The sequence below is a fragment of the Nocardia sp. NPDC001965 genome, from assembly GCF_053594175.1.
In genome coordinates this window covers 1-1,348 of record NZ_JBSFDZ010000098.1, presented here as the reverse complement: position 1 = coordinate 1,348, position 1,348 = coordinate 1, and the positions used below count along the sequence as shown (strand labels likewise).

Genomic DNA, 1,348 nt, shown 5'->3' with positions numbered 1-1,348 from the left:
CAGTAGGTTCGGGCGTCGGGCCAGCGGTCGGCGAAGGTGATCGCGAACGCGTTGACCGCGGGCTTCCAGCGCATCGTCCATCGTGCCCGACCGGCCCCGGTCGGGTCGAGCGAACGGGTCACCAGATACAAGCATTTCAGGGCGGCCTGCTCGGTCGGGAAATGCCCTCTGGCCTTGATCGCCCGCCGATAGCGCGCGTTGAGCGATTCGATGGCGTTGGTCGAGCAGATCACCTTCCGGATCTCGATGTCGTAGTCGAGGAACGGGATGAACTCCTCCCACGCGTTGTTCCAAAGCCGGATGATCGCCCCGTATTTCCTACCCCATCGCTCGGTCAGCTCATCCAGTGCTGCCCGGGCGGCATCAGCGTTTACCGCGGTATAGATCGGTTTCACATCCCGCTTCAACGCATCCCAGTGCTGGCGGCCGGCCAGCCGGAAGGTGTTGCGGATCAGGTGGATGATGCAGGTCTGGACCGTGGCCAGCGGCCACACGTTCCCGACCACCTCCGGCAGGCCTTTCAACCCGTCGCAGACCAGGAAGAACACGTCCTTGACCCCGCGATTGCGGATTTCGGTGAGCACGCTCATCCAGAACTTCGCGCCCTCCCCTCCACTGCCGGCCCAGAGCCCGAGGATGTCTTTCTCTCCGGTCACGGTGACCCCGATCGCGGCATAGATCGGCCGGTTGGCGACCTGGCCGTCCCGGATCTTTACCACGATGGCGTCGATGAAGATCGCGACATAGACCTCGTCGAGGGGCCGGCTGGACCATTCCTGCATCTCCGCCACGACTTTGTCGGTGATCCGGGAGACGGTTTCCTTGGACACCGACGCCCCATAGATTTCGGCGAAATGGGCGGAGATCTCTCCGGTGGTCAGGCCTTTCGCATACAGCGACAGGACGATTTCATCGACCCCGGTCAACCGCCGCTGTCGTTTCTTGACGATCTGGGGTTCGAAGCTGCCGTCGCGATCGCGGGGAACTTCGATCGGCACGGGCCCGGTCGTCTCGGTCAGCACCGTCTTCGACCTGGTGCCGTTTCGCACGTTGGTCGATTCCCGGTCCTCGGGCGCCTGGTTCGGCTCGAACCCCAGGTGCTCGGTCATTTCCTCGTTGAGCGCGGTCTCGAGGACCGTCTTGGTGAACTGCTGGAGCAGCCCCTCGGGCCCGGTCAAGGACAGTCCTTGTTCCTTGGCCATCCGGACCAGCTCCGCTGCTGCCAGCTGCTCGGCCGACGCTTCGGTCTTTTTCCTTGCCACGGCGTCAAGTGTCGTCATCACGGCACCTTCCCGCTGACCATCCGGTCAGCGAATCAGGCCGGAAACACCGTTAAATCCACAGTCCC

The 1,348-nt window shown here is 63.4% G+C and carries 1 protein-coding gene; it reads right to left on the bottom strand.

Annotation, left to right across the window (positions count from 1 at the left end):
- Positions 1-1,283: IS256 family transposase (locus tag ACWCPQ_RS35020; RefSeq protein WP_449907473.1), on the bottom strand; the 1,283-nt coding region annotated here is incomplete at its 3' end.
- Positions 1,284-1,348: the final 65 nt, after the last annotated feature.